Source organism: Sphingobacterium sp. ML3W (genome assembly GCF_000747525.1).
In the GTDB taxonomy this organism is placed as follows: domain Bacteria; phylum Bacteroidota; class Bacteroidia; order Sphingobacteriales; family Sphingobacteriaceae; genus Sphingobacterium.
On the sequence record NZ_CP009278.1, the window covers coordinates 341,532 to 362,092 of the forward strand.

Genomic DNA, 20,561 nt, shown 5'->3' on the forward strand with positions numbered 1-20,561 from the left:
AGGTTTATGGTGGTTACAAATAACACTTTTTACATTTTTATTGTTGTAGGTCAATTTTTTAGCGGTTCAAAATGGATAAGTTTGTAGTATATCATTTAAATAAAAGAATATGGAATTAGGAATAGGTATGTTTGGCGATTTGCATATTGATCCCAAAACAGGACAAATACAATCTTCGCAAGAAAAATTGCATCAAATTATTGAACAAGTAAAGTTGATGGATGAAGTAGGCCTTGACTTTTTTGGAATGGGTGAACATCATCGTCCGGACTATGCTGTTTCAGCTCCAGAAATTATATTAGCGGCGGCAGCTTCTGTCACTAAGAACATAAAATTAGGAAGTGCTGTCTCTGTATTGAGTTCTGCAGATCCTGTTAAACTCTATCAGGATTTTTCTACAGTTGATGTTTTATCTAATGGTCGCGCTGAGATTATGGCGGGAAGAGGATCTTTTATTGAGTCATTTCCTTTATTTGGCTATAATCTGAATGATTATGGTGCATTGTTTGAAGAAAAGTTAGATTTATTGGTGAAGTTGAATAATCAAGAGACGATTAGCTGGACGGGTAAATTTCGACCTACATTAGTCAATCAGCAAATATTTCCACGTCCTGTTCAACCCAAATTGCCGATATGGGTGGCTGTGGGTGGCACCACCTCATCTGTTATCCGTGCTGGGAAATTGGGTTTGCCCGTTATGTTTGCCATAATTGGAGGAACTTTCGAAGCTTTCAAACCTTTAGTCGAAATGTATCAACAGGCGTATGCCGATAATGGTCATGATATGTCCAATTATCAAGTTGGTGTACATGTGCATGCTTTGTTTGGTGATAATTCGCAGCAGGTAGCAGATGCTTATTACCCTATTTATGCAGCACAGATGAATCGCATCGGTGGTGATCGCGGCTGGCCTCCTTATCAACGGACCCAGTATGATTTTGGACGTTCATCTCATGGTCATTTGATTATCGGGGATGCCGATTATGCTGTGGATAAGATTTTGAAAATCCAGGAGGCTTTAGGGTTGACACGTTTCTCTGCGCACATGGATGTGGGAGCACCTAGTCACCTTGATATGATGAAAGCAATTGAGGTTTTTGGTTCGAAAATCGCTCCGCAAGTAAGAGCTGCTCTTAAAAAAGGAGAATAAGGCTATCGCAAAACTAATTGCGAATATTTTTATATCGCTTGGATATGCTTAACTTTGTGTTTTAAAAATAGAGAGGACAAAATGTTAGGATTGAAATTGTTAACGGATCCAAGGTGGGCAAATATTGCAGAAGGAAATTTAGAGGAGATACTGACTGATCACGCTTGGTGTGAGCAAAAGGCAGCTTCAAATGCGATTTCTTTAATTATGTACAACTCTGAACATGAAGAGTTGGTACACGAATTGACAGCGATTGCAATTGAGGAAATGCAACATTTCCAAATGGTCATCGATATTATTAAAGAAAGAGGCTATACCCTAGGTAAGGAGCGTAAAGATGATTACGTGGGGCAGTTGATGAAATTCAATAAGAAAGATGGTTCTCGTAATATGGCTTTTATAGACCGTTTACTCTTTGCCGCAATGATTGAGGCGAGAAGTTGTGAACGTTTTAGGGTATTATCTCTAAATATTAAAGATGAAAAGTTAGCGAAGTTCTATTATGACTTAATGGTTTCCGAAGCAAATCATTACACAACGTTTCTTAATTTTGCACGTCAATTTTCGACAGATGTGGATGTGGACAAGCGTTGGAAAGAATGGTTGGATTTTGAAGGAGAACTGATACAGTCTTATGGCACTAAAGAAGCAATACACGGATAGATTCGTGCTATTGGAATAGTAAGATCCCCATTTTCAGTATTGAAAATGGGGATCTTACGTTATATCAAGGTTGATCTTCGCTCTAAAATACAGTTGTCCATCCAGATGCCCTTTAATTGTGCAACTTGATGTTGTGTGCCCAGTAGTCGAAACCCAAATTTTAGATGGAGCGCTATACTTTTTTCGTTCTCAGGAAAAATAAAGGACATAATCGTCCATATACCAGCTTTCTCAGATCTATCAATGATATGTTGCATGAGGATTTTTCCAAGTCCTTTGCCTTGATGATGTTGATCGATATAAATGCTGAGCTCCGTGACACCCTGATATCCTGTTCGCTGCAAAACGGGAGATAATGCAACCCAACCTATTACAACGTTGTTTTCAATAGCGACAAACCGCATCGCGGGCAGATGATCTTTATCCCATTCTTCCCAAGTACTTGTCTTTGTCGCTAATGTGATATTTCCGGCATCGATCGCCTGTTGGTAGATGCGTGCAATATCGGGGTAATGCCTTTGTTCTAGATGCTGTATTTCTATCTGTAGCATATGATGGTGCTTTATGTCTTTTTTACTGCTGTTGCGGTATCTCTTATGATGATTCAAAACTAGGAAAAGTTTTGAAGGCTATTGCTAGATTATTCTTGTTTTTTTAAGTAAACATGGTTTTTCTGAAATGACCATGATCTTGTTTTTCATTTAGTTAAGTAGACTTGTCATGCATTTAGTAGGATCTGAAAGAGGTACTATGCTCTTCTTCTTGCTGAATTGGTATAGCATAACTAGAAGTAATAATTTAGGATTCAGATAGTTCTGCTTTTTATGACATTATAAAAATAAGATTTTTATATAAATAACCTTACCTTTGTCGTGTGACTGAGAAAAGTAAAATAATTGATATTCGTAGTCTGTCGATAGATCAGATTAAAGAGAAGCTTACTGAAATGGGTGAGCAAGGTTTCCGTGCAAAGCAAATTTATGAGTGGATTTGGGTAAAGTCTTGTATAGATTTTGATTTGATGAGTAACCTCAGTAAACCTTTGCGTGAAAAGCTGAAAGAAAATTTTGTTATTCGTGCAGTCAAGGTTAAGGAATCGCAGATCAGTTCGGATAGAACAATCAAGAGCAGTTTCGCTTTGTACGATGGTAACATCATTGAAGGTGTTTTGATTCCTGCTCCTGAGCGTATGACAGCATGTGTAAGTTCACAGGTAGGCTGTAGTTTGACCTGCAAATTTTGTGCGACAGGCTATATGGACCGTAAACGGAATTTGAATGCGGATGAGATATATGACCAGGTTGTTTTGATTGCAAAACAAGCAGAAGAAAAATATAATCTACCATTAACCAATATCGTGTATATGGGTATGGGTGAGCCGCTATTGAATTATGCCAATATGATGAAATCGGTAGAAAGAATTACTTCTCCTGATGGTTTGAATATGGCTGCAAAACGCATTACAGTATCTACTGCAGGTATTGCTAAGATGATCAAGAAGCTAGGTGACGATGAGGTCAGGTTTAATTTGGCCCTTTCATTACATGCTGCAAATGATAAAAAGCGTAATGAGATCATGCCTATCAATGAGCAAAATTCATTGGAAGCACTTGCGGATGCATTGAAATATTTTTACGCGAAGACTAAAAGCCCAATTACATTTGAATACATCGTTTTTGACAATTTTAATGATGAGTTAGAAGATGCAAAAGAGTTGGCCAGATTCTGTAAACATGTTCCTTGTAAGGTTAATATAATTGAATATAACCCCATCTCATTAGCGAGTTTTGTAAATGCTGATGCAGATAAGATTGAGGTTTTTGCTAATTATCTAAAAAATCAGGGTATCATTACCAATGTGCGTAGAAGTCGTGGAAAAGACATCGATGCGGCATGTGGTCAGTTAGCGATTAAAGATAAAGAAGCTCAAGAAGCTTAATAATAAGTGATTATCCTGCTATTTCTGTTACTGAATATTCCGTGATGGAAGAGGATAATGCAAAGCAATCATGAATGCCTATGAAATATAGCTGCTAATGAATCAGTTTGTTTTATTTACAATTTTAATTGTAAATAAAACAAATTTAGCTAAGTTCGTATAGGCATAATCATGATGAACAACCAATTTAGCCAGTATTTATCGGACTTTTTAGCACTTTTTTTTCCTGAAATTTGTGCGGGTTGCGGTCATGTCTTAGTCCGTCAAGAAAAACAACTCTGTACTTCCTGTTTATTTCACTTACCGATTACGAACTTTCATTTGGATTTAAACAATCAAGTCGCTCGTCAGCTGTGGGGGAAATTTCCATTTGAAAACGCAACGGCCATGTTATTGCTGAAAAAGGAAACGCGTGTTGAGCGGATTTTGTATCAGATAAAATATGCTAATCGGCCTCAACTAGCTTATTTCCTTGGAAGACAGTATGGAGAAACTTTAGTTAAAAGCCTGGTTTTTACAAATGTGGATGTGATCATCCCTATTCCTTTACATAAAAAAAAGCTTAAGAAAAGAGGCTATAACCAATCATTTTATTTGGCAAAAGGTATTGGAATGGCGTTATCGAAACCGGTTTTAGAACATGGGCTAATACGGGTGGGCGAGTCGGTAAGTCAGACCAAGAAATCAAGATTAGAACGCTATGACAATGTCCAGAATGTGTTTTTATGCGCAGATGGGCATAGTTTGAAAGGTAAACGTGTGCTATTGGTGGATGATGTGTTGACAACGGGAGCTACCCTTACTGCTGCTGCAGAGCAACTTATTGCCGCAGGTTGTACGATATCTGTTTTAACTTTGGCTAGAGCTTAGCTGTATTGATATCCTAAGGTTTCAGAGTAGTGTTGTAAAATGTGTATTCTTTAGCTACAAGGCGGGGACTGTCCATCCCCATAAATCTTGTTTTATTTTCGTCTTACGTAAAAAAGCAAATAGGCAAAACCTGACATTCCAATACCCACACTATCTGCGAATAAATCCCACCAATCACCGGTTCTGTAGGTGAAAATATAAAGTTGTAAAGCTTCTGTTAATAAAGCGAATAGGATCCCTAAAATGCTCACAACTATGACGGGTACCCATCGAGATGGACGACCTTTGAATTGAATTAATACGCCATTATAAATTAATGTACAAAACACGAAGAACATCCCTGCGTGTACAAGTTTATCCATTCCTGGATAAGATGGTACTTTTTCAAAATTTTGTCCCGGCATACAACAAAGTAGAATCACTATTACTGCCCAGAGCATTACCCATTTGTAATCTAATAATAATCTTATCATGCTCTCCTTATAATCAATTTTCGTGCTAAAATAGGGATAAATTTGAGAAATAGTGAAATATTGACGTTAAATGATAATTAAAATTATTGCGCTGATTATCAGCATGTTGAGAAATACTTTGCTACTAACATAGTACTGTGTATTGCATAGTACATAATAAAACATATATCTTTGTATTGTTATGATAGCTGAAAATACACAAATACAGATGCGGAAGGGAATACTTGAATATTGTATTCTTTCTATTATTTCCCGAGGGGAGATCTATGCATCAGATATCATCAGCGAACTGAAGAAAGCGCAGCTCTTGGTCGTAGAAGGTACATTATACCCTTTACTAACAAGACTTAAAAATAACGGTTTGCTGAGTTATATATGGAAGGAATCAACATCTGGTCCTCCACGTAAGTACTATGAGATTACGGAAGAAGGGCTTCAGGTTCTGGAGCGCTTGGATGTGACGTGGAAGGAACTGCTGTTTGCAGTGGAGATATCCTTAGCAGATAGAATTAATAAAATCGATAAATCAATATAACCTATATAACCATGAACAAGACTATAATTATCAATATAAATAGTATCGTTTTTCATATAGAAGAGGACGCATATGATGTGTTGCGCAATTATATGATTGATATTAAAAAGCATTTCGGAAGTTCGGAAGATAGCAAAGAGATTTTGGAGGATATTGAAAATCGCATTGCAGAAATGTTTACGGAGAAGATTCAGCTCGGAATTAAAGAAGTGTTGAATATGGATGATGTCAATGCTGTAATCGCCCAGATGGGCAGTGTCAGTGATTTTGAAATCAACGAAGAGGATCAACAATATACTGGTCAAAAGACTAATTATACAGAAAATAGCTTTAGAACAGGTAAAAAGCTGATGCGTGACCCTGAAGATAAAGTGATCAGTGGTGTGTGTAGTGGTTTAGGGCATTACTTTGGTGTTGAGGCACGATGGATCAGGCTTTTATTTGTCTTATTTTTTGTAATCTTTGGCTCAGGATTTTTGATTTACATCATTTTATGGATTGTAATGCCGATTGCGGTGACCAGAGCAGACCGTATGGAAATGCGTGGAGAGTCGCCTAACATTCAGAATTTTAAAAGAAGTTTTGAAGAGGAATTGAGTGGCCTAAAAGAGAATTTTTCGGGTGTCGGTAATACTTTTAATAAAGGTGTTTCATCGGCAGGTAATGCGTTTGGAGAAATCATCAAGCTTTTCGCTAAAGTAATCGGTTTAATTGTCGCCTTTACAATTGGTCTAAGCTTGATATCATTGCTGATTGCGCTTATCTTTTTTAGCTTGGGGATTGCAGGGATAACAGACCGTGGCGTGATAGAACCCTTAAATCTGATTGATCCAACTCAGGCTCCATGGGCGCTAGCAGCGGCTTTTTTAGCGGTTGCGATTCCGTTTGCAGGTTTGTTTTACCTGATCATACGTCTTTTGTTTAACCGAAGATCGATGAATAATTATCTGACAACTTCTTTGTTTTTAGTATGGCTTATTTCATTGGGAGCTATGGTCTATTATGCAGGCTCAGTAGCGAAGGACTTTAAAGAAGAAAGTAGAATTGTCGAAGAAAAACCATTGGAGGTTAGGTCTATATATCGTATTAACGAACGTGATGTAAGGGTAATTAAAATTAATGGGGATGAGGGCCGTTCAAATCTGAAGATAGGCACCAATTTGTCGGAATATCTACAGGACGATATCCGTATCCGTTTTGAACGCATTGATTCTACTCAAGCACCTTATATCAAATACGAATATGCCGCTAAGGGTTCTAATTATAATCTAGCAACTAAAAGAGCTTCTGCCATCAATTACAAAGCTGTTCAGGATAGTGTAAATATTGTTTTTGATAGTCACTTTAAATTGGGTGAAAAAGAGTTGTATCGAGATCAAAAAGTAAATGTTACCCTGTATCTCCCTGTTGGAGCAAAAGTAGTATTGAATAGGGATCTGCAACGTAATTATGCTGATATCTCATATTATGAATGTTTTAATCGCTATGAAAATAATGATGTTAAAGAAACAGAATGGGTCATGACGAATCTCGGTTTGAAATGTGCGCTTCCGGAGGTGGTCGAGACGGACGATAAAAATGAAGAAGATGTTGTGGATGATACAACAGTGATTAAGCGCGATACCATCATCAGTATTACTCCAAGTGGCGTCATTGTAGAAAGCAAAGAAAAGAAAAAATAAAATCTGGGTGCATAGCACTCAGATTTTTAAAATAATCTCTTGAAGTTGTAACATTATTTTAAAAATGTATACTAATCAATCATAGATTTCTATTTCGATAGAAGAAACCTAAACCATAAAATGAAAACGAAATTATTACTAACGGTCTTATTTGCAATCAGTACACAGCTACTCTGGGCGGCTATTGATGTGACTGGTAGGGTTGTGAATGAAAAAAATGAACAAATGAGTTCAGTGACTACTTATTTGATTCATAGTGCCAATAATACCATCTTGAAAACAGCCGTTACAAAGGAAGATGGGCAATATTCTTTTGAAAATATTGCTGCTGGATCTTATTATGTCGAAGCACGAATGATTGGTTACGATGTAAAGCGATCGGCTATTTTCAACTATAGTAATACGAAGCAAGTGTTGGCTGATCTGCAGTTGGCGCCAAGTACAAATACGTTATCTGAAGTGACCGTAGAGGGGAAAAGACCTCTGGTTGAGAATAAGCAAGGAAAACTGATTTTAAATGTTGAAAATTCTCCTTTAGCCGCAGGCAATAATGGATTGGATATTGTACAGCGCGCTCCAGGAGTTAGCTTGGATAATGATAATAATCTACAGCTCATGGGGCAGTCTGGTGTTAAAGTTACGATCGACGGTCGTCAAACTTATATGACTGGTGAACAATTGGCGACGCTACTTAAAAGTACCGATGGTAACCAGATTAAGGCTGTTGAGGTGATCAAGTCGCGTAGTGCTAAGGATGATGCCGAGGGTGCTGTAGGAACGATCAATATTGTGATGAAGAAGAGTCGGATGGAGGGTTTTAATGGTAATTTTTCTGCTACTGCTGGATTAGCCGAGAAGTTTAGAGGTAATACAGCATTGTCCCTTAATTACAAAAAAAATAACACCACTTATTTTGGGTCTTACTCGTATAGTGATGAACGATATATAAACCGAATTAATTTAGAGCGTATTATCGCAAACAATGGTGTGGAGACCGCATTTGATCAGAAATCAAATCTACATATCAAAGATCGGACACACGCATATAAAGTAGGAGTGGAACAGCGGACATCTGAGCGTAATGTGATGTCTTTGCAGTTTAATGGGAGTAATAATGTAGAGCTTAACGATAATGATAGTAAATCTTTTATCGGACCAAATCTGACTACGCTAGATTCTACATTGACCTCAATGTCTCAATTCAGGGAAGGATTTAATCGCTATTCTTTTAATTTTAATAATGAGTTTAAGATCGATTCGACCGGTAAAAAATTGGTCTTGGATTTGGATTGGAGTAAATTTAGAAATAGCAAAAAAGCAGATTATGACAATAGATTGTTTGATCTGAATAACGAATTAATAAGAGATCCAGAATTATTACGAAGTCAAATGCCAATTGGTATTGACATTTATGTCGCTAAGCTCGATTATAATCAACCGCTAAGCAAGACCTCTAACCTTGAAACAGGGGTGAAGTATTCAAATGTAAAGTCGGATAATAACCTCTTATTTGAGGAACAGCTGGATGGCGCTTGGACTGATATTGTCAATCGATCGAATCACTTTGTTTATACCGAGCAAATTACTGCAGGTTACATTGATTATGATAATCAAATCGGTAAATGGGGTATTAAGGCTGGTTTAAGAGGGGAATATACGCTATCCGATGGACACTCGATCACAGAGAATAAACAAGTAAAAAGAGATTATTTTGATTTGTTTCCATCTGCAAATTTGAGTTATGATGCACATGAAAATCATATTTTCTCTTTAGGGTATTCGAGAAAAATCACAAGACCCAACTACCGCCAGCTTAACCCTTTTGATTATTTTATTGATAAATATACTTCAGAGCGTGGAAATCCGTACCTAAATCCGCAGTATGCAAACGAATTGAACTTGAATTATACCCTATATAAGAAGTATACAGTCACGTTGGGCTATAATGCACAGACTGATGCGATCGTTGAAAGTATGGGGCAGGATTCGGTTAAAAACACAACATGGGTGACACGTGAAAACCTTGGGAAAAGCAATTCAGCATTTGTGAATCTGAGCCTGCCAGTTCAAGTGGCGAAGTTCTGGTCTTCTTATAATAATATCACGGCTGTTTATATGAATTTTGATGGGGCAATAGCAGGGTCGGTCGTTAATAACACAAGTGTTCTGTTCCAAGTAAACTCGATGAGTTCTTTTAAACTGTCGCCGTCGGTTTCTGCAGAGATGAATCTTCGTTATTTCTCTCCGTTTACCTATAATATATATAAATTGGAAAGTCGCTGGGACGCACAAATTGGTATTACCAAAAACTTTAAAGATAAAAGAAGTTCGCTTAAACTTGCTGTTTCTGATATTTTCAATACCAGTAACCAGAATCTGTCGACGAATTTCTCATCGTTTAATACGAAGATTAGACAACATCAAGATCGTAGGGTTGCACGTTTGACCTATACCTATAAATTTGGGAATTTGAAAAATGTAGTTAAGAAAAAGAGTACAGATAATGAAGAAAAGCAACGTGCACAATAAAAATTAGCAGTTTCAATGTTTATTTAATATGTAGGCCGTAAGTATGAAAGTACTTGCGGTTTTTTTTATTCATGCTGTTTACGCTTTAATATGCAGAAGATAAATGGTATTTGTAACTTATGGTTTGTAGAGAGTCATCCTATGGGAAAGGAGTAACATGTGGCAATAGCTAAACAACTTTAAACAAAAAAAGGGGCAAAGCCCCTTTTTTTGTTTAAAAGATGTATTTGGTACTTAAGAAATTGGAGCTATTGCTACTTACAATTTCGTTCAGTATTTTTTTGTTTTCATCCGTGAATTTCGCTGCGACAAGTGAACGAATCGAGAATGCACGTAATGCATCAACAACCGATAAAGTGCCTTCGGCACTATCTTTACGGCCAGTAAACGGGAAGTTGTCTGGTCCTCTTTGGCATTGACAATTAATATTTACACGACTTACTTGGTTCACTAGTGGATCGATTAAAGATGATATCACAGCTGCATTGTTGCTGAAAATACTTACTTGCTGACCATGAGATGATTCAATCAGATATTCAATTGGTTCCTCCAAGTCATCAAATGGAACTACAGGGATAACTGGGCCAAACTGTTCTTCTCTGTAAAGTTTCATATTGGCATTTACGGGATACACAATTGCAGGATATACAAATGATTCCGCAACTTGTCCGCCATTTGGATTAATGACTTTTGCTCCATTCGCAATCGCATCTTCGATACACTCCGTTAGATAAGCAGGTTTATTCAATTCAGGTAGTGGGGTCAACGAGACTCCTTTTTCCCAAGGCATACCAAACTTCAGTTTCTCTACTTCAACTGTCAAGCGTTTCAAGAATTCCTGAGCAATACTGCGGTGTACATACACTATTTTGATTGCTGTACAACGTTGCCCATTGAATGATAGTGAACCTAGCACCGTTTCTGATACGGCCAAATTGAGGTCTGCATCTTTTGTAATAATCGCAGCATTTTTGGCATCTAAACCTAAAATGGCACGAAGACGATTTACTTTTGGATGTAGTTTTTTTAATTCATTTGCGACCTTACTAGATCCAATTAAAGTTAAAACGTTAATTTTTCCAGACTGCATCAAGCTCGGAACAATATTATTACCTCTACCATAGATGGTATTGACCACACCTTTAGGAAAACTTGTTCTGAAGGCATCTAATAAAGGGTAATGTAATAAAGTACCATGCTTAGGTGGTTTGAATAACAGCGTATTCCCCATTATCAATGCCGGTATTAGCGTGGTAAAGGTTTCGTTCAAAGGATAATTGAACGGCCCCATACAAAGTACTACACCTAGTGGTGAACGTCTGATCTGCGCAATGATACCTTGTTCTATCTCGAATCTTGATGATTGTCTATCGATATCTTTTAAAGCGTCGATAGTTGCATAAATGTATTCTACTGTACGATCAAATTCTTTAATAGAATCAGTGAATGATTTTCCGATTTCCCACATGATCAATTTGACAACGATGTCTTTCTTCTCGATCATTTTTTTCGTGAAATTCTCGACACAAGTAATGCGATCAGCGACACTCATTGTTGGCCATTCTCCGCGTCCGTTATCAAAAGCATTAACAGCAGCATCTAACGCAGCCATTGATTCTTTTTCTGTACATACAGGGAAACTACCGATGCGTTTTCGTTGAAGACCATCCTTGGTCTTAACACATATCGGTGAAAAAACTTCATTGATTTGACCTTCCCAAGGAATCATTTCCCCATCAGAAAGGAACTCGCGTTGATCGACTTGTTGTTGAAGCGTAAATTCAGGAGGGATGTTACTCTCCTCGTAGAAAATACTTTCTAATTCTAAGTTCATTTTAGAGTTTAATTTAATTTTGGATTAGGTGTTGAATTATTTATATTATAAAGATACAATATTTTATAAATCTACAAAATTTCCGTTATAAATTTACAATTTTCATTTTTGGAACTAATGCCTTCATGACTACCCACGCAATAAGATAGGCAAAAGCACAAAAGGAAAAAATGATGAAATAACCCGCAGCCTCTCCATTGAACCCCATAAATTTCATTTGTGTTTCTTTAGCATAATCAAAAAGAACACCTGATATTTTGTTGATGATAAATGCACCTAAACCTCCTGCTAAACCACCGATGCCGGTTACTGTAGCAATAGCTTTCTTTGGAAACATGTCGCCGACGGTACAGAAAATATTAGCCGACCAAGATTGATGTGCAGCTCCCGCTATCCCAATAAAGATTACTGGAACCCAATAGGAAATATAGCCTAATGGTTGTGCAAATAATACTATTAATGGAATAAATGCAAAAATTAACATCGCTTTCATTCTGCCATCATAGGGATTCATACCTTTCTTTTCAACAAAGAGTGTGGGCAGATATCCGCCGTAGATGGAGAATAGTGTAATCGCATATAAAACAAAAATAGCGAGTTGTCCCTGTGTATCCGACGACTTAATGTCATACACGCTACTGAGGTAAGCAGGCATCCAAAATAGAAAAAACCACCACACACCATCTGTCATAAATTTTCCAAAGGCAAAAGCCCATGTTTGTTTATGTTTAAAGCATTCGAGGAAAGAGACTCTTATCTTTTCATTGGATTTTTGTTCTTCTGTATGATGAGCAGAGTCTTGTAAGATGTAGGTTAGCTCACTTTCATTAACCTTAGGGTGTTCTTCAGGTTTTTTATACATAAATACCCAAAATCCCATCCATATAAAACCCAGCGCTCCAATAATAATAAAGGACATCTCCCAACCATAGTGTTTGGCAATTGTGGGTATGGTTATGGGTGCTACTAATGCGCCGATGGTTGCCCCTGCATTAAAGATACTGGTCGATAAGCCACGATCTTTTTTTGGGAAATATTCTGCAGTTGCTTTAATTGCCGCAGGAAAGTTCCCCGCTTCTCCTACTGCTAATATAAAACGTGCAAAAATGAATAAGGTGACACTTGTACTGATTACTAAACCAACATCATTAACCGTTGCTATTGCTGCTTTGGACTCCTCGAAGTTAAAAATCCAATTTCCCGTCAGTTGCCCCGCTGTAACGATGCCGCAGAATGCATGAAGAATAGCACCAATTGACCAAATACCAATAGCCCAAAGAAAGCCTTTTTTTGTATCCATCCAATCTACGAAACGTCCTGCAAATAACATGCTTACGGCATAAAATATGGAAAATAAAGCCGTAATGTTTCCGTAGTCGTTGTTTGTCCAGTGAAACTCGGGGCTGATAAAGTCTTTCCAAGTTAAAGAAAGTACTTGCCTATCTAAATAGTTTATAGTGGTAGCAAAAAAAAGGAGGGCACAAACGCTCCAGCGATACTTTGTTGGTTTATTATTGTTCATCTTTTTGGTTTACTTTTTCTATATATTATTGGTATAAAGAAAAATAAGTTTATTGTTTTAACTTCCTAAACAAGTGTATCCATATCTATTGGCAAGTAATTACTTGTTATTTAGGTTGATAAATGGTTATAGATATACGTTAAAGTTAAGGCTTCTAATAATAAGTTGGGCAAAAACAACAGCTTATATTTACGAAAACGTTTTCATTGATATTTTCTTTTAAAGCTGTACGATCTGTAGTCAGTTGTGAAAATTTAGCGTATTTTTTATGAGGTTTCAACAAATATATTCGATAATTTGCTTCTGATTTGAGGAGATATACAGATGGTTCTTTTATGCTTCATATTGGGTTGAGATTAAAATCCAACCATTATTAAGAGCTGTAGCTTAAAAAAATGGTGTAAAGGGATTTGTACCTGTAGCACTTATGTTAACATCAGGAAATGAATGAAAATTTAGAAATATTGAAGAATTGTTTTTGGCTTATTGTTTTTAATCTTTTGTTCTTGTCTAGTGTTGCTCAAGAACAATTAAAGGTGGATACCTCGTTTACAATACAAAATACTTTTGTCAAGGAAAGCAAGAAGAGAGCCTATATTTCTTTGGCGGAAAAAACAGATACTCATGTTTTGAAAATTCGTCAGATTCCTTATAAAAAGACCGTGGATAGGATATTATCATTGGACGCCTACCTCCCTCAAAATTTTGACAGTATTTATCCATGTCTCATTTTGATACATGGTGGAGGATGGCGCTCTGGCAATAAAGAGATGATGGCTACGATGGCGAAGGCCCTGGCTGATAAATATGTGGTGTTGAGTGTAGAATATAGGCTTTCGCTAGAAGCGAAATTCCCTGCTGCTTATGACGATCTGATCGATGCCATTTTATGGGCTAAAAGCCAAAAGCAATTGCCTATTGATATGAAAAGAATTGGGGTTGTCGGCACCTCCTCAGGTGGACAATTGGCTAGTTTGCTGGGGTCAAATACACATAGTAATAAAAAATCATTTGTTAAATCTGTGGTCAATATTGATGGGATTCTTGCTTTTGACCATCCTGAGTCGGAAGAGGGGGAAATGGCTTCATTTTGGTTGGGGGGAACATATCAACAGAATCCTGCACATTGGGACGACGCATCTCCTTTGTTCAAAGTCAATTCGTTAACTGCTCCGACATTATTTTTGAATAGTGCTATTCCTCGTTTCCATGCAGGAAGGAGTGATATGATCAGTAAGATGAATGATTTTGGTATTTATTCTGAGGTTTTTGAATTTGAAGATTCACCACATACATTTTGGTTTTTCAACCCTTGGTTTGGACCAATGGTCGATAAAATGATTGCTTTTTTAGATAAAACACTCTAATTAGCAATTTACCTACATAGATCAGCTGTCCTAGCTGTATTTCAGCTCGATCTAAATCAAGAATAAGGATTGTTTAATTATACTGATTTTTACTTGTTATTATATTGGAATTTTTGTGCTGATTTATCGTTTTCTAAATCATTATATTTGTTTGATGATTGTGATTTATTGCCGTCATCATGAAAACGTTTTTAAGAATGGAATTGAAAGCATTATATCACTTATTTAAGCAATACCCTGTTGTATCGACAGACACACGCCATATTTTACCTGATTCACTTTTTTTTGCATTAAAAGGTTCGAATTTTAATGGGAATGAATTTGCAGAGCAAGCTTTGGCATCTGGTGCGGCATATGCCATCATAGATGAAGAGCAATATCAGCAAGATGATCGGTTTGTATTAGTTGAAAATGTATTGGAGACGCTACAGGCCTTAGCGCATTATCATCGTCGGCAATTGGATATTCCATTTATTGGTGTTACGGGTACTAATGGAAAGACAACAACTAAAGAATTGTTGAATGCTGTTTTATCAAAGAAATTTAAAACGTACGCTACCCATGGTAATTTAAATAACCATATCGGTGTACCACTGACTTTGTTGGCTATAGATCAGCACATTGAAATCGCTATTATTGAAATGGGAGCAAATCATGTTGGTGAAATTGATTTTTTGTGCCGGATAGCCGAACCGACCCATGGACTGATATCTAATGTAGGGAAAGCGCATTTAGAGGGATTTGGTTCTTTCGAGGGTGTAAAGAAAACAAAGGGTGAGCTTTACGATTGGTTGCAAGACAATAAGGGGGCATTATTTTTACAAGCTGACAATCTTTTTCTTACGGAAATGGCTGGACGACGCCAGTTTAAACAGGTGGTGAAATATGGTTTTTCAGACTCTAATGCTGTTATTGGTCGTTTGATTAAAGCAAATCCATTATTACAAATTGAATGGCATCTTCAGGGATCGGAAGATCTTTTTCAAGCAGATACACAACTGACAGGGGCATATAATATTGAAAATTTTTTAGCGGCTATTGCTATTGGGCATTATTTTAATGTTCCACTAGTGAATATCAATGCGGCTATTTCTGAATATAAACCAACAAATAATCGATCCCAAATTACGAAAACTGATCGTAATACGGTGATTTGTGATTATTATAATGCGAATGCAACGAGTATGGAAGCGGCATTGGCGAATATGAGAATCGTAGAGGCAGAACACAAAGTCGTTATTTTGGGCGATATGTTTGAGCTCGGAGCTGAATCTTTTGATGAGCATAAAAAAGTGATTGCGTATGCTAAAACCATTCAGGATGCGCGGTTGATTTTTGTGGGAAAGGCTTTTTGCGAACATAAAGAAATCGGAGGAGAATTTTTTGAAACTACAAATGATGTCAAGATGTCGTTAGCAAATGAACCCATCTCTGATTCCACCATACTCTTAAAAGCATCGAGAGGGATGGCCTTTGAAAAGTTGCTGGAAGTATTATAATCTATCAAAAACAAAGGGCCTAAAGATGATTAGGCCCTTTGTTTTTGATATAATCGTTATTGAAATAATAAATCTACAATTTGCTTCGCCTCTTTCACGTCGTGTACACGAAGTAATTGGACTCCTTTACTAAGGAGCAGGGTATTGAGTACTGTTGTTCCATTTAATGCTTCTTGAGGATTTAGTCCCAGCTTCTTATAAATCATAGACTTCCTGGATATACCCCCGAGTATCGGAAGGCCAAAGTAGTGCAATTCATCTACACGGTAAAGGAGCTCATAATTTTGTTCTACATTTTTTGCAAACCCATAACCAGGATCAAGAATGATATCCTTGATTCCAAGGCTCCTTAATGTTGCAATCCGTTCTCCAAAAAAGGTTGCTACATCAGTAACTATATCTTGATATTGTGTTAATTCTTGCATATTTTCAGGAATGCCCCGCATATGCATCAATATATAGGGCACTTGTAGTTTTGCTACAGTATGAAACATCTGGGGATCGATAGTACCGCCTGATACATCATTGACCATATGTGCACCAGCACGAATAGCGGCTGCAGCAACATCAGCCCGGAAGGTATCAATGGATAGTATGGCATCTGGAAATGCAGCCACGATTGCTACAATGGCTGGAAGGGCACGGTCTAATTCTTCTTGGGAAGTAATCAGTGTAGCTCCCGGTCGTGAGGAATAAGCTCCAATATCGATGATATCTGCACCATCATCAAGTAATTGTTTGGCCTTGGTGAGCGTTTGCGCTATATGGTTGTGTTGTCCTCCATCAAAAAAAGAGTCTGGGGTAACATTTAAAATCCCCATAATGATTGGGCGGTCAAATGTCATGATCCGACCTTTCAGGTTGATAGATTGAGCGGGGGTAGTTTTAATCATTTTCATCTTCTGCAAAGATATCAAGCATAATTAATAAAGAGATGCTATACCTAAAAAAGGCTATTCTCAGTATTGAAAATAGCCTTTTTTAGGTATTAAATGTTTTATTTTACAACTAAAACGCCATCTGCTATAAATGTAATCTCATTTGTAGATTCTTTTACTTTTGCATAGCCATCCAACACGACATTTTTGCCAATTAGATCAGCGGGTACAAAATAACTATAGTCGGTAAATCGAACCATTAGTGGGTCTTTCTCTCCAGTTCGTTGAAGTGTTAAAAAGCACCCTTTTTTTGTACAGACTTGAACAACTTTTCCGCTTACCTTACCGGTGAACTTTGGTGATTTTTCTAAAGATTTTTCAAGCTTTTCAACCGTAATTGCTCCAGCTTTATCAACCTTTTTACCATATTGAACACCGATTTGAGCAGGAGTAATTTCCTTTTGCTGTGCTTCACTAGGCAATGAAATGCCAAATGCTAAAGCAGCTAGCAAGATTATTTTTTTGATACTCATCTTATTTTCGAATAAATTCAAACTTTCCACTGGGATCTAATTTCATCAGACTTGAAGATTTACCATCACTTATAACCTGTTGACCAAAATTGACAATATAGTCAACATGATCTTTAATCTCTGCACTGATATCATCAAAACATGTTGGTGAAGGATCTCCGCTTAAATTGGCGGATGTAGAGACAAGAGGTTTTCTAAAGCGTTGTAAAAGCTGCTGACAAAAATCATGTTTCACAATACGAATGCCTATTGAACCATCTTCAGCAATAACATTGGGCGCTAAATTTTTAGCTGCTGAATAAATTATGGTCAATGGTTTTTCTGTATATTCAATCATTTGATAGGCTACTTCTGGTATTTCAGTGACGTAGCTTGCCAATTGATTTTCATTATGTAGTAGAATAATGAGGCTTTTATCTTTCGCTCTTCCTTTTAATTGAAAAACTTTTTCTACAGCTTCCGGATTCGTTGCATCGCAACCTATACCCCAGATGGTATCTGTGGGGTATAAAATCAAACCACCGTTTTTGAGAACTTCTAAAGCCTGATTAATATCGTTCCTATCTACAAATTGCGCCATTATTTTTTATATTATCTTATTATACGGCAACATTATGGTCGCGTAACGCATCGTTTAACGATGTTTTCTTATCCGTTGATTCTTTACGTTTTCCAATGATTAATGCACAAGGAACTTGGTATTCGCCAGCCGGAAATTTCTTGGTGTAAGAACCTGGGATAACCACAGAGCGAGCAGGTACATATCCTTTATATTCTACTGGTTCTGGACCTGATACATCGATGATTTTAGTTGAAGCGGTCAATACCACGTTAGCACCAAGCACTGCTTCTGATTCTACACGAATACCTTCTACAACGATAGTACGGGAACCTACAAAAACATTATCTTCGATGATAACTGGAGCAGCTTGTACGGGCTCTAATACGCCGCCAATACCAACACCACCACTTAAGTGTACATTTTTACCGATCTGTGCACATGAACCTACAGTAGCCCAAGTGTCCACCATAGTACCTTCACCCACGTAAGCACCAATATTGACATAAGATGGCATTAAGATAACGCCTTTAGCTAAATATGCACCTAAGCGAGCGGAAGCTCCAGGTACTACACGAACGCCAATTTCTTTGTAGTTCGTTTTTAATTTCATCTTATCATAATAAACGAATGGGCCAGCGCTTGATTCGCTCATTTCACGAATAGGGAAGTATAAAATAACTGCTTTTTTGATCCAATCATTGACATGCCATCTCGTACCAATTGGTTCGGCAACTCTTAATTCACCTGTATCAAGCTTTAATATAACGGTACGAATTGCTTCCGCATATTCTTTATATTCAAGAAGTTGTCTGTCCTCCCAGGCGTCTTCAATAAGTTTTTTTAATTGTTCAAGCATCTTTTATAAATCAAAAATTCATGGTTCTTATTACTTAAGAACAAATATGTTAAAATTTGTTCAATTTATAATGTATAATCAGCAGATTTTAAGTCAATATGACTATTTTTGTACAAATGGCAACAGAAACTGAAAAACTTCGAATCGATAAATATTTGTGGTCAATACGTCTTTTTAAAACACGTAGTTTGGCAACTGAAGCTTGTAAAGCTGGTCGTGTAAAATTAAATGGACAGAACATAAAGGCATCCTATGTTGTGAAAATTGGAGATATTTATCAGGTGCAAAAGGGAATTGAACGTAAAATTATTAAGGTATTGGGACTACTCGAAAGGAGGGTCGATGCTAAAACATCCGTTCAATTTTATGAAGATCAAACTCCTGAAGAAGAAACATCTGCATACAAATCTGTTTTCAATGCCCCAATATTAAAGCGAGATCGTGGTGCTGGAAGGCCTACTAAAAGAGATCGTCGTGAAATTGACGATTTAAAGGAAGATTGGTGGGAAGGAGAAGGATAAGTTTATCATATAGATTTTAAAATAGAAAAAGCTACTTAAGTAGCTTTTTCTATTTTAAATAAGTAACAAGATCGTCGAAGTCAATTTCTCCATGTGAAGCATTGAAAATACAAGTATCTCCTTGCAGGATCAACAATTGAGGCGACTGATGCTGTATATGCCAGATGGAAGCTATTTGATTAGAAATTTCTCTGAAGGCTAATAAATCCAAATAGTAAACATCGTAAGACTTATCCGATAAATTAGCAAAACGCTCAAAGTTTTTCTTAGCCATACCACTGATACCACAGGTAGTACTATGTTTGAAAATGGCACATACTTGTTGACTATCAAGTATCTGTTGTAGTTGGTCTAAATTATTTAGAGGAACCCAGTTAATCATATTATAAATCAGTAAATTTTGAAGATTCTACGTGTTCGAATGTAGAAACAGTTGTAAATGTACAGCTTTTCTTTTTATTATTGACGGCATTGAATGAAGTGGGCAATCGTAACCCTGATCCCGCATCCTTATATTGATCAATTTGATAGTCAATCGATTTGATGCTATTTTCAAAAGCATTTATTTCACCACTATTGGCATTAATCAATATAGTCCCATTTATTGGACTACCATAAAAATCCCCATCGTATGCTACAATCGTGCTTAATTGTTTCTCATTATTGAGCAATTTCACTTTTGTATCAGAGAAGCTTATTCCTTTGAGATCTCCTATTGTCGGTAGTAATAGGAGATAGAGATCTTCATTGATTTGATGACGGATATCCTGCTGTAATGCTGGATCTATCGTCGCTACCTCCACAGCATTGATAAAAAGTTTGAGGGGCTTATTGGTCGTGAAATTGAATAAATAGACAAGTTGTTCATTTTTTTTAGATTGCGCTTCAAAACGGCACTCACCGGTCTCTCGATTCCAAAGTAATGATCGCTCGACATCGCTATTCAATACATTTGAATTGTCGTTTCCTGAGCAAGAAAACAGTAGAAATTTTGTGTCCTGCCAATTGTCTGCACCCCCTAAAGAAGCCCATAGCTTACTTTGGATATTATTTTCTTGTGCTATTCCTAAGGCAAAATTTAATTGCACGACAAGGTATAAGAAAGCAATTCTTATTATAGTTTTCATAATATGAATCTTTATAAAAGA

General features: G+C 37.0%; 20 protein-coding genes. 10 read left to right on the forward strand and 10 right to left on the reverse strand.

Features of this window, described 5'->3' with window-relative positions; translation table 11 throughout:
- Window positions 1-109 precede the first annotated feature (109 nt).
- Complete coding sequence (locus KO02_RS01540; protein WP_038695243.1) at window positions 110-1,150, forward strand: LLM class flavin-dependent oxidoreductase; 1,041 nt, start codon at window positions 110-112, stop codon at window positions 1,148-1,150.
- Between the two features lie 81 nt (window positions 1,151-1,231).
- Window positions 1,232-1,813, forward strand: coding sequence for a tRNA-(ms[2]io[6]A)-hydroxylase (locus tag KO02_RS01545; protein ID WP_038695245.1), 582 nt, complete (start codon window positions 1,232-1,234; stop codon window positions 1,811-1,813).
- Window positions 1,814-1,872: 59 nt separating this feature from the next.
- Here KO02_RS01545 and KO02_RS01550 read toward each other — a convergent pair whose 3' ends face one another.
- Window positions 1,873-2,364 (reverse strand): GNAT family N-acetyltransferase, encoded by a 492-nt coding sequence (locus KO02_RS01550; protein WP_038701962.1) that lies wholly within the window; start codon window positions 2,362-2,364, stop codon window positions 1,873-1,875.
- Window positions 2,365-2,687: 323 nt separating this feature from the next.
- Here KO02_RS01550 and rlmN point away from each other — a divergent pair, with 323 nt between their 5' ends.
- Both rlmN and KO02_RS01560 read left to right on the forward strand, forming a co-directional pair.
- Entirely contained in the window at window positions 2,688-3,752 is a 1,065-nt protein-coding gene (gene rlmN / locus KO02_RS01555; protein ID WP_038695247.1) for a 23S rRNA (adenine(2503)-C(2))-methyltransferase RlmN, read from the forward strand.
- A 171-nt stretch (window positions 3,753-3,923) separates the two neighbouring features.
- Window positions 3,924-4,622 carry a ComF family protein gene (locus tag KO02_RS01560; protein WP_051959725.1) on the forward strand — a complete coding sequence of 233 codons (699 nt, stop codon included), beginning with the start codon at window positions 3,924-3,926 and terminating at the stop codon, window positions 4,620-4,622.
- A gap of 92 nt (window positions 4,623-4,714) precedes the next feature.
- On the opposite strand, the gene KO02_RS01565 is transcribed toward KO02_RS01560, so the two are convergent.
- The gene (locus KO02_RS01565; protein ID WP_144243243.1) at window positions 4,715-5,095 is read right to left on the reverse strand and encodes a VanZ family protein; all 381 of its coding nucleotides are present in this window, start codon (window positions 5,093-5,095) and stop codon (window positions 4,715-4,717) included.
- A gap of 181 nt (window positions 5,096-5,276) precedes the next feature.
- On the opposite strand from KO02_RS01565, the gene KO02_RS01570 reads away from it, so the two are divergent.
- From KO02_RS01570 to KO02_RS01580, 3 genes are all read left to right on the forward strand, one after another.
- On the forward strand, window positions 5,277-5,630 hold the full coding sequence (locus KO02_RS01570) for a PadR family transcriptional regulator (RefSeq protein WP_038695249.1): 354 nt from the start codon (window positions 5,277-5,279) through the stop codon (window positions 5,628-5,630).
- A gap of 11 nt (window positions 5,631-5,641) precedes the next feature.
- Window positions 5,642-7,312, forward strand: a complete 1,671-nt coding sequence (locus KO02_RS01575; RefSeq protein WP_038695251.1) for a PspC domain-containing protein — start codon at window positions 5,642-5,644, stop codon at window positions 7,310-7,312.
- 120 nt (window positions 7,313-7,432) lie between these two features.
- On the forward strand, window positions 7,433-9,841 hold the full coding sequence (locus tag KO02_RS01580; protein WP_038695253.1) for a TonB-dependent receptor domain-containing protein: 2,409 nt from the start codon (window positions 7,433-7,435) through the stop codon (window positions 9,839-9,841).
- Window positions 9,842-10,055: 214 nt separating this feature from the next.
- Here the strand turns inward: KO02_RS01580 and KO02_RS01585 are convergent, their stop codons facing one another.
- Both KO02_RS01585 and KO02_RS01590 read right to left on the reverse strand, forming a co-directional pair.
- Window positions 10,056-11,675 (reverse strand): NADP-dependent glyceraldehyde-3-phosphate dehydrogenase, encoded by a 1,620-nt coding sequence (locus KO02_RS01585; RefSeq protein WP_038695255.1) that lies wholly within the window; start codon window positions 11,673-11,675, stop codon window positions 10,056-10,058.
- A gap of 85 nt (window positions 11,676-11,760) precedes the next feature.
- Entirely contained in the window at window positions 11,761-13,197 is a 1,437-nt protein-coding gene (locus KO02_RS01590) for an MFS transporter (RefSeq protein ID WP_038695257.1), read from the reverse strand.
- A gap of 443 nt (window positions 13,198-13,640) precedes the next feature.
- On the opposite strand from KO02_RS01590, the gene KO02_RS01595 reads away from it, so the two are divergent.
- A complete protein-coding gene (locus KO02_RS01595; protein ID WP_038695259.1) occupies window positions 13,641-14,564 on the forward strand; it encodes an alpha/beta hydrolase in 924 nt (307 codons plus the stop codon).
- Between the two features lie 179 nt (window positions 14,565-14,743).
- Window positions 14,744-16,063 carry a UDP-N-acetylmuramoyl-tripeptide--D-alanyl-D-alanine ligase gene (locus tag KO02_RS01600; RefSeq protein ID WP_316929682.1) on the forward strand — a complete coding sequence of 440 codons (1,320 nt, stop codon included), beginning with the start codon at window positions 14,744-14,746 and terminating at the stop codon, window positions 16,061-16,063.
- A 56-nt stretch (window positions 16,064-16,119) separates the two neighbouring features.
- On the opposite strand, the gene folP is transcribed toward KO02_RS01600, so the two are convergent.
- The 4 genes from folP to KO02_RS01620 all read right to left on the reverse strand — a co-directional run bounded on the left by folP (window position 16,120) and on the right by KO02_RS01620 (window position 18,892).
- Window positions 16,120-16,962: a dihydropteroate synthase gene (gene folP, locus KO02_RS01605; RefSeq protein WP_038695260.1), complete on the reverse strand. Its 843-nt coding sequence runs from the start codon at window positions 16,960-16,962 to the stop codon at window positions 16,120-16,122.
- A gap of 98 nt (window positions 16,963-17,060) precedes the next feature.
- On the reverse strand, window positions 17,061-17,474 hold the full coding sequence (locus tag KO02_RS01610) for a DUF4920 domain-containing protein (RefSeq protein ID WP_051959727.1): 414 nt from the start codon (window positions 17,472-17,474) through the stop codon (window positions 17,061-17,063).
- 1 nt (window position 17,475) lies between these two features.
- The gene (locus KO02_RS01615) at window positions 17,476-18,054 is read right to left on the reverse strand and encodes an L-threonylcarbamoyladenylate synthase (RefSeq protein WP_038695262.1); all 579 of its coding nucleotides are present in this window, start codon (window positions 18,052-18,054) and stop codon (window positions 17,476-17,478) included.
- 19 nt (window positions 18,055-18,073) lie between these two features.
- Window positions 18,074-18,892, reverse strand: a complete 819-nt coding sequence (locus tag KO02_RS01620) for a 2,3,4,5-tetrahydropyridine-2,6-dicarboxylate N-succinyltransferase (protein ID WP_038695264.1) — start codon at window positions 18,890-18,892, stop codon at window positions 18,074-18,076.
- Window positions 18,893-19,008: 116 nt separating this feature from the next.
- On the opposite strand from KO02_RS01620, the gene KO02_RS01625 reads away from it, so the two are divergent.
- Window positions 19,009-19,413, forward strand: a complete 405-nt coding sequence (locus tag KO02_RS01625) for an RNA-binding S4 domain-containing protein (RefSeq protein WP_038701972.1) — start codon at window positions 19,009-19,011, stop codon at window positions 19,411-19,413.
- 49 nt (window positions 19,414-19,462) lie between these two features.
- On the opposite strand, the gene ytxJ is transcribed toward KO02_RS01625, so the two are convergent.
- Window positions 19,463-19,795, reverse strand: coding sequence for a bacillithiol system redox-active protein YtxJ (gene ytxJ / locus KO02_RS01630; protein ID WP_051959728.1), 333 nt, complete (start codon window positions 19,793-19,795; stop codon window positions 19,463-19,465).
- 1 nt (window position 19,796) lies between these two features.
- A complete protein-coding gene (locus tag KO02_RS01635) occupies window positions 19,797-20,540 on the reverse strand; it encodes a hypothetical protein (RefSeq protein ID WP_144243244.1) in 744 nt (247 codons plus the stop codon).
- Between the last annotated feature and the right edge of the window lie 21 nt (window positions 20,541-20,561).

What these genes read in the sequence shown, in the direction of transcription:
- KO02_RS01545 (WP_038695245.1), top strand. Translation starts at nt 1,232, where the DNA reads ATGTTAGGATTGAAATTGTTAACGGATCCAAGGTGGGCAAATATTGCA.
- KO02_RS01615 (WP_038695262.1), bottom strand. Translation starts at nt 18,054, where the DNA reads ATGGCGCAATTTGTAGATAGGAACGATATTAATCAGGCTTTAGAAGTT.
- folP (WP_038695260.1), bottom strand. Translation starts at nt 16,962, where the DNA reads ATGAAAATGATTAAAACTACCCCCGCTCAATCTATCAACCTGAAAGGT.
- KO02_RS01625 (WP_038701972.1), top strand. Translation starts at nt 19,009, where the DNA reads ATGGCAACAGAAACTGAAAAACTTCGAATCGATAAATATTTGTGGTCA.
- KO02_RS01580 (WP_038695253.1), top strand. Translation starts at nt 7,433, where the DNA reads ATGAAAACGAAATTATTACTAACGGTCTTATTTGCAATCAGTACACAG.
- KO02_RS01620 (WP_038695264.1), bottom strand. Translation starts at nt 18,892, where the DNA reads ATGCTTGAACAATTAAAAAAACTTATTGAAGACGCCTGGGAGGACAGA.
- KO02_RS01595 (WP_038695259.1), top strand. Translation starts at nt 13,641, where the DNA reads ATGAATGAAAATTTAGAAATATTGAAGAATTGTTTTTGGCTTATTGTT.
- ytxJ (WP_051959728.1), bottom strand. Translation starts at nt 19,795, where the DNA reads ATGATTAACTGGGTTCCTCTAAATAATTTAGACCAACTACAACAGATA.
- KO02_RS01585 (WP_038695255.1), bottom strand. Translation starts at nt 11,675, where the DNA reads ATGAACTTAGAATTAGAAAGTATTTTCTACGAGGAGAGTAACATCCCT.
- KO02_RS01565 (WP_144243243.1), bottom strand. Translation starts at nt 5,095, where the DNA reads ATGATAAGATTATTATTAGATTACAAATGGGTAATGCTCTGGGCAGTA.
- KO02_RS01570 (WP_038695249.1), top strand. Translation starts at nt 5,277, where the DNA reads ATGATAGCTGAAAATACACAAATACAGATGCGGAAGGGAATACTTGAA.
- KO02_RS01590 (WP_038695257.1), bottom strand. Translation starts at nt 13,197, where the DNA reads ATGAACAATAATAAACCAACAAAGTATCGCTGGAGCGTTTGTGCCCTC.
- KO02_RS01575 (WP_038695251.1), top strand. Translation starts at nt 5,642, where the DNA reads ATGAACAAGACTATAATTATCAATATAAATAGTATCGTTTTTCATATA.
- KO02_RS01540 (WP_038695243.1), top strand. Translation starts at nt 110, where the DNA reads ATGGAATTAGGAATAGGTATGTTTGGCGATTTGCATATTGATCCCAAA.
- KO02_RS01635 (WP_144243244.1), bottom strand. Translation starts at nt 20,540, where the DNA reads ATGAAAACTATAATAAGAATTGCTTTCTTATACCTTGTCGTGCAATTA.
- KO02_RS01550 (WP_038701962.1), bottom strand. Translation starts at nt 2,364, where the DNA reads ATGCTACAGATAGAAATACAGCATCTAGAACAAAGGCATTACCCCGAT.
- KO02_RS01600 (WP_316929682.1), top strand. Translation starts at nt 14,744, where the DNA reads ATGAAAACGTTTTTAAGAATGGAATTGAAAGCATTATATCACTTATTT.
- KO02_RS01560 (WP_051959725.1), top strand. Translation starts at nt 3,924, where the DNA reads ATGATGAACAACCAATTTAGCCAGTATTTATCGGACTTTTTAGCACTT.
- KO02_RS01610 (WP_051959727.1), bottom strand. Translation starts at nt 17,474, where the DNA reads ATGAGTATCAAAAAAATAATCTTGCTAGCTGCTTTAGCATTTGGCATT.